Raw genomic sequence first — 6,923 nt, 5'->3', positions numbered from 1 at the left:
CGTATACACACAGTGTGTACTGCGTAGGTATAGTCCCTTCGAGTCCATCGACCGCTGTCTCCGAGGGTCGGCGCGGCGCGGCGACAGCCCCGTACGCGCCTGCTTCGCCATGCGCAAAAACGCAGGTCACGGGCCCGCTGTCGACCCTCCCCCACCTGAGAAGAGGCCACCGTGCTGAAGCTGAAGTCCGCGGCCCGCCGCACGTCCATAGCCGGTCTGCTGGCGGCCACGTCCCTGGTCCTGGCCCTCAGCGGCTGCGCCACGTACGACGTCACCGCCCCGGCCGACGCCCGCGCCGAGGCACCGGCCGCCGCCGTCCGGGCCAAGGACCGCGCCCTCGCCGAGGCCGACGATGCCAAGGCCCCCCGGGACACCGCCGGTGACGACGTCGACTGCCGCAAGGCGAAGTGCGTCGCGCTCACCTTCGACGCGGGCCCCAGCGAGAACACCAACCGCCTGCTGGACATCCTCAAGAAGGAGAAGGTGCACGCGACCTTCTTCATGCTCGGCGAGAACCACGTCGAAAAGCGCCCCGCGGAGGTGAAGCGGATCGACGCCGAGGGCCATGAACTGGCCAACCACACCTGGTCGCACCAGATCCTGACCGATATCCCGCCCGCGGCGGCCGAGCGCGAGATGTCCCGTCTCCAGGAGGCGGTCCGCAAGATCACCGGCAGGACGCCCCGGCTGATGCGCCCGCCCCAGGGCCGGACCGACCAATCCGTCTCCGACATCAGCAAGAAGCTCGGCCTGGCGCAGGTCCTGTGGAGCGTGACCGCCAAGGACTACCAGACCAACGACTCGGCCCTGATCACCAAGCGGGTGCTCGACCAGACCGAGCGCGACGGCATCATCCTGCTCCACGACATCTACCGCGGCACCGTGCCGGCCGTCCCCGGCATCCTCACGGAGCTGAAGAAGCGCGGCTACACGATCGTCACGGTCTCCCAGCTGCTCTCCCCGGCGAAGCCGGAGCCGGGGATGGTCTACCGGCCGTAGCACATGCGACAGGGGCGCCGGAAGCTCCGGCGCCCCTGCTCGGCTCATCCGCGGCTCACCCCTGGGGGCGCTCCGCCTCCACCCGCCGGCGGCCCTTGTTGTCATCGGACGCCGACGGTGCCGGGGACGGCGAGGTCCGCTGTCCGGGGGCGCCGCCCTTCGCCGCGCCCGGCTTGCGCTGCGGCACGGCCTCGGTGTCCTGGGGGAAGGTCAGCTGCTGGCTCTGCCACTGGAGGGCCGGTACGACCTCGCGCCGCCAGGTCGTGAACTGGTGGCTGCCCTGCGGCAGGATGATCGAGTCGACCGTCATCGGCGACTTCGCCGCATGCAGGAACTTCATGGTGTCGCCGTAATCCGCCTCGCCCTTACGGCTGCTGGCCACCAGCGCGGAGATCTGCGGCGCGGGGAGGTTCTTCAGCCGCCACAGCAGATCGTGCTCGCGCTCGCGCCGGGCGCCCGCCGGGCCGGGGCCGAAGAGGCTGCCGGTGGTCAGGTCATCCTTGATCGCGTAGTCACCGGAGAGCGAGACCGCCGAGGTGTAGACCTTCGGGTTGCGCATCGCCAGCTGGAGCGAGCAGGTGCCACCGGACGAGTAGCCGAACGCACCCCAGGCGCTGGGGTCCCGGCCCACCCGGTAGGCCGACTTCATCGCGTCCGGCAGGTCCTTGGTGAAGAACGTCTCGGCCTGCGGCCCGCCCGGCACGTCCACGCACTCGGTGTCGCGCGGCGGGGCGATCGTCGGCCGGACCATCACGATCACGGTCGGCTGCATCTTGCCCTGCGCGATCAGCCGTCCCGCGTTCTGCGGCACCTGGAGGTGCTGCGCGAGGTTCATGATCCCGCCGGGGTAGCCGCTGATGACGACCATGACGGGGAACCGCTGCCGGCGGAACTGCTGCTGGAAGTACTGCGGCGGCAGATAGACGAAGCCCGGGTTGATGGCCCGGGAGCGGCGGCCGACGATCTTGACGGACTCGACCTTGCCCACCCGGTCCGCGGGCCCCTTGGGCAGTCCGGTCACCCGGTCGAGCCCCTGCGGACCGGCCGGCTGGACCAGCCCGCCCTTGAGATTGCCGACCGAGGCGTACTGTCCGCCGCCCTGGTTCACGGCGGCCGGCGCCTCTTCCGTGTTGCCCAGCAGTTCGTCCCAGTTGCCGTAGAACTCGAAGTTGGTGTTCACGGCGAGGGCGAGCGCACACACGATCGACACCTGGGTGACCACGATCGCGCCGAGCCGGCCCAGGACGGCCCGCACCCCGCGCCGCGCCAGCCGGGGCCAGAGCCAGACCGTGGCGGCCACACAGAGCACCGCCAGCACGATCACCGTGTATTCGAGCGACTGACTGGTCAGCCCCATGCGCCCACATCTCCCGTCACCCTCGGAAGGGTTCTTGCCTTCTTAACCGGCCGCCTTAGGCACAACGGACGGCTCCGGACAATGGTCACCGGAGAAGACGGGCACACCTGCGCATCGGATACCTGAACGACCCAGTTCTTACCCTGCTCTTGCCACATCGTTTCCGCGGCGTGATGTCAGGACCGGGGGAGCGCCGCCGGGGCGCGTGGCGGCACGGGAGCGGGGCCCGCGGGGACGGGGCCGCCGCCCATGGGAGGGGAGGCCGGTTCCCCGTCCCACGGGCCACCGCCCTCGCTCACACCCCGATGCCGCGGCCGTCCTCGCGCCACACGCTCACCACGGAGGGCCGTACCAACTCCCCTTCGCCGTCCGGCCATTGCGACGCGGGCCGCTCCACACTCGCTCCGTCGACCTCACCCGGATGCTGCACGGCGACCATCACCCGCCGCTCCTGCACGACCGGCCCGCAGGTCTCGGCTCCCGTGGGCACGGTCAGGAACTGCCGGACCTCACCCCTCCGCTCCCCCGCGGTCGCCACGCCGAACAGTCCGTCATGACTTCCCAGCGCATTTCCGTCGGTGGAAATCCAGAGATTTCCGTGCACATCAAAGGTGATGTTGTCGGGGCAGGAAATCGGGCTGACCTGGTCCTTGGGGAATCCGCCGAAATAGGTGGCCGGGTCCTCCGGGTCACCGCAGACCAGGAAAAGCCGCCAGCCGAAACGCTCCGCCGCCGGATCGTCCCGCCGCTCGCGCAGTTCCAGAATCTGCCCGTGCTTGTTCTCCTTGCGCGGATTGGCCTCATCCACCGGAGCCTTGCCCGCCTTGCCCCGGTCGCTGTTATTGGTCAGTGCGACATAGACCCGTCCGGTGCGCGGGCTGGGCTCGACGTCCTCCGGCCGGTCCATCTTCGTGGCGCCCACCTTGTCGGCGGCGATCCGTGTGAAGACATAGACCTCCTCGGCCGTCATTCCCGGCACATACGAGGTGTCGCCGCAGGCCAGCGGAATCCACTCACCCGACCCGTCGAACTCGCCGTCCGCCGGCAGCTTGCCCGAACCGTCGATCTCCCCCGCCGCGCTGTCGCCGGTGAATTTGGCGGCATAGAGCGTCCCCTCGTCCAGCAGCGTCCGGTTGTGCTCCCGCGCGGCCCGCGAGTTCCCCTGCTTCATCCGCCGGGCGGAGACGAACTTGTAGAAGTAATCGAACTTCTCGTCGTCGCCCATGTAGAGAACGGGCCGGCCGTCCGCCGTCAGCCGCGGTTCGGCCGCCTCGTGCTTGAAACGCCCCAGCGCGGTCAGCTTCCGCGGCGTCGCCTCGGGATCGAAGGGATCGATTTCCACGACCCAGCCGAAGCGGTGCGCCTCATTCGGCTCCCGCACCACGTCGAAGCGCTTGTCGAACCGCTCCCATTTACGCTGGCTCGCGCCGCCGGTGATGCCGTACCGCTTGAGCCGGGCCGCCGCCACCGGATCGGTGACGCTGCCCCCGTTGGCGAAATACTGGTTGAAATTCTCCTCGCCGGACAGCACCGTCCCCCACGGCGTGATGCCACCGCCGCAGTTGTTGAGCGTCCCCAGAATCCGCTTCCCCTCGGGGTCGGCGGACGTCTTCAGCAGCTCGCTGCCCGCCGCGGGGCCGGTGACGTCGAACGGCGTGGTGCCGGTGATCCGCCGGTTGAGCCGGTGCCGGGGCACCGCCGTCAGCCGCCCGCTGTGCCGCTCCTCCTGGACGACCAGTACGGACAGCCCGTGCGCCGCCCAGCCGATCTCGGCCTGCTCCCGCGTCGGCGTCTCCGCGTCGTACCCGGCGAACATCAGCTGCTCGTCGGTGTACTCGTGATTGACCACCAGCAGCTGCCGGTGCCGCTCACCCGGCACCTCCAGCACCGCCATGTAGTCGTTGTTGTAACCGAACTGGCCCGCCTGCGCCTTCGCCGACTGCCGGTCCGGGTCGAAGGCCGGCGCACCCCGCAGAATCGGATCTCCCCAACGGACGACGATGTTCTGGGCGTGCCCCTCGGGGACGACCACCGCATCGGTCTTGTTCGGCGCCACGGTGGCGAACCGCAGCCCGCGTGCCGGCTTGTGGCCCTTCCCGTTCCGGGACGCCTCGCCGGGCACCGGCGCCGCGACGGCCGACGGCGCCCCCGCACCGCCCACCGCGCCCCCGGCAGCCGTCGCCACCGTCACGACCGCGGCGGCCCGTACCACCGAACGCCGGGACAGCGCACCAGTGATGACGTCACCGACATAGGCGTTGTCGCTCGTGTTGGGCGTCGCGTGGAAACAGGCGTCACCACAGCGGTACCGGCATGTCATGGCCGAACGCCCACCAGGATGCGAGCCGATCAGCGGCAGGAACTTGCGCATATTTCCCCCTCTTTGACGGTGTCGAACGAGCTCACACGGTTTGTGAGCGCAGTCGAAACGGTTTCGAGCGCGGTCGTTCGGTTCGTGGTCACGGTTCGCCGCGACGCTAAACGGGGCGATCCGCCACACGACGACGCAAACATGAACAGGCGGTGAATCCGGGGATACGGCAGACCCGCCCGCCACCGTACGAGGGGTCAAGAGGGGGCCCAGGGAAGGTCAAAGGGACGTACGGCGGTGACGCGGGTCCCGTACGGCGGTGGCGCGGATCGCGTACGACGCCGGCACACGGCGCGTACGACGACGGCCCGGATCGCGGGAAGGATGCAGTCCGGTATCGAAATTTCCGCGGGGAGCCATGCGCCGCGGCGTGTTCGCCTCGTCACTCAACCTCGTACGCAGGAGCGATGCCCTCTCGGCGGGACTCCGGCGCACCGGCTGAAACCTTCTGCCCCGTCACAGCCCCCGGATGGCCCACCACACAAGGCGCGGGGTCCCACGGTGAGGCCGGTCCCGGCCGCTACCCTTACGTATCCGTCCTGGTCAGGGACATGTCCGTGCGTCACGGACATACGCCGCACCCAGCACACGCAAGAGAGGTTCGCCGATGGGCATTCGGAGTCTGCTGCGCAACGCTTTCGGTCGCTCCAAGGCGGCCCGTGAAGAAACCGGCGCGGCCCCGAGCGGCGCCGACAAGCCGGAGTCCGCGACCATTCCGGAGGCCCGCGAGGAGTCCACCCCGGCCCCCGCCGCCCCGGAAGCCGAGGTCCCGGCGGCCCGGACGGCCCCCGCGGAAGCCCCCGCCACGGACCCGGCACCGACGACCCCGACGCTCCCCGCGCAGGGCGGCCCGGCGGACCGGGCTGACCGGAGCGCGGAGAGCGCTCCGGCGCAGGAGGAGTCCGTAGCGGCCGCGGCCCCTGAGGAGGCCGCCGGTCCGGATGCCGCCGAGGTACGGGACGAGCCCGTGGCCGAGGTTGGCGCGACAGCTACGGCGGATGTGCCGGATGCCCCGGACGCGACGGACGCGACGGACGCATCGGACGCGGCGGCTGAGCCCGTCGAGGCGACTGAGGCGGCCGGGGCCGAGGCGAAGGGGGAGCCGACGGCCGGGGCCGAGGCGAAGCGCCTCGCGGAACCGGAGGTTGTCGCGGAACCCGAGGCCACCGCCGGGCCGGCCACGGAGACGGCCGCCGAGGCCGAGGCCGGGGCCGAGGCGCCCGCAGAGACCGAAGAGCCCGAGGCAAAGTCAGCCGAGCCGGTCGCAGCTCCCGCAACCGAGCCGGTGACCGAGCCCGCGGCGGACGCGGAGACCGCCGCCCAGCCCGAGGACGAGCCGAAGGCCGCAGCGCCGCAGGCCACGGCGCCCAAGGCCGAAGAGCCAGAGGCCGAGCCCGTCACCCCTGCCGCCCCCGCTTCCGGCGCCGCCGCCTCGCTCCCCTCTGCCGCGCCCGCCCTCGTCAGCCTCTACAAGTCCGCGGGCAGCACCCTGGACAAGCACGGTCTCGGCAGCCAGCGCGCCGCGGTCTACCTGGTCCTGGACCGTTCCGGCTCGATGCGTCACTACTACAAGGACGGCACCGTCCAGAACCTCGCCGAGCAGGCCCTCGGCCTCTCCGCGCACCTCGACGACGACGCCACCGTCCCGGTGATCTTCTTCTCCACCGACATCGACGGCACCGCCGACATCGACCTCACCAACTACGAGGGCCGGATCGAGGAACTGCACGCCGGTCTGGGCCACATGGGCCGTACCAACTACCACTGGGCCATCAACGCGGTCGTCGAGCACTACAAGAAGTCCGGTGCCACCGCCCCGGCCTTCGTCATCTTCCAGACCGACGGTGCCCCGACCTCCAAGCCGGCCGCCGAGAAGGCGCTCTGCGAGGCGGCCGGACTGCCCATCTTCTGGCAGTTCATCGGCTTCGGTGACCCGGACGCCAAGGGCTTCGACTTCCTCCGCAAGCTCGATGACCTGGCCGTTCCGGAGAAGCGTGCCGTCGACAACGCGGGCTTCTTCCACGCGGGCCGCGACCCGCGCAGCCTCTCCCATGACGAGCTCTACCAGCAGCTGATGGTCGAGTTCCCGGAGTGGCTGAGCGAGGCCCGCGCGGCCGGCGTCCTCAAGGACAGCTGACCGGCCTCACCGCCACCCCACCCGACACCTCACCGGCCGCGGCCGGGCTCCCAGGGGCC

Annotated in this window: 4 protein-coding genes; 2 read left to right on the top strand and 2 right to left on the bottom strand. The window is 70.6% G+C overall.

From position 1 onward, the window contains the following. Positions 1-171: 171 nt before the first annotated feature. A complete protein-coding gene (locus tag ACFW5B_RS35025) occupies positions 172-999 on the top strand; it encodes a polysaccharide deacetylase family protein (RefSeq protein ID WP_386449104.1) in 828 nt (275 codons plus the stop codon). Between the two features lie 55 nt (positions 1,000-1,054). On the opposite strand, the gene ACFW5B_RS35020 is transcribed toward ACFW5B_RS35025, so the two are convergent. Both ACFW5B_RS35020 and ACFW5B_RS35015 read right to left on the bottom strand, forming a co-directional pair. Further along, positions 1,055-2,356 carry an alpha/beta hydrolase gene (locus tag ACFW5B_RS35020; RefSeq protein WP_386449101.1) on the bottom strand — a complete coding sequence of 434 codons (1,302 nt, stop codon included), beginning with the start codon at positions 2,354-2,356 and terminating at the stop codon, positions 1,055-1,057. A gap of 295 nt (positions 2,357-2,651) precedes the next feature. Continuing rightward, positions 2,652-4,727, bottom strand: coding sequence for a PhoX family protein (locus tag ACFW5B_RS35015; protein WP_386449098.1), 2,076 nt, complete (start codon positions 4,725-4,727; stop codon positions 2,652-2,654). Positions 4,728-5,334: 607 nt separating this feature from the next. Between ACFW5B_RS35015 and ACFW5B_RS35010 the strand changes: the two genes are divergently transcribed. Continuing rightward, a complete protein-coding gene (locus tag ACFW5B_RS35010) occupies positions 5,335-6,864 on the top strand; it encodes a VWA domain-containing protein (protein ID WP_386449095.1) in 1,530 nt (509 codons plus the stop codon). Positions 6,865-6,923: the final 59 nt, after the last annotated feature.

The sequence above is a fragment of the Streptomyces sp. NPDC058773 genome (assembly GCF_042746015.1).
GTDB lineage: Bacteria > Actinomycetota > Actinomycetes > Streptomycetales > Streptomycetaceae > Streptomyces.
Note: the sequence above shows the minus strand (reverse complement) of the source record. Positions and strands in the feature narration are given on the sequence as shown.